General features: G+C 56.5%; 1 pseudogene. It reads right to left on the bottom strand.

What is annotated here, in order from left to right:
- Positions 1–5: 5 nt before the first annotated feature.
- Positions 6–269 (bottom strand): annotated as a pseudogene (locus HMPREF2792_RS09300) (HNH endonuclease); the annotation flags it as partial.

Here is a 269-nt window from a genome sequence, read left to right as displayed (position 1 = left end):
AGGTTTTAGAAGGGGATGTCCTCGCCGCTGTCAGTGTCGGTGTTGGCCTGGGTTTCGGCTTCGGCTTTGGCTTTGGCTTGTTGTTGTGCGTAGTCGTCGAGTTCTTGTTTGAGGTGTTGGGCTTCTTCGCGCACACGTTTCCTGGTGGCGGTGATGTGTTGGGCGACTGTTTGCGCCCAGCGTTTTTGCTTGGGTGCTAGGGGTCCGTCGGCTTCGTTGATGGTCCAGGTACCGTCAGCGAAAAGCCAGATAACATCCCCACTGTAGGG

This window comes from Corynebacterium sp. HMSC068H04 (assembly GCF_001811255.1).
In the GTDB taxonomy this organism is placed as follows: Bacteria; Actinomycetota; Actinomycetes; order Mycobacteriales; family Mycobacteriaceae; genus Corynebacterium; species Corynebacterium hesseae.
The sequence above is the reverse complement of the archived record's forward strand: the minus strand, read 5'-3'. Positions and strand labels throughout refer to the sequence as shown.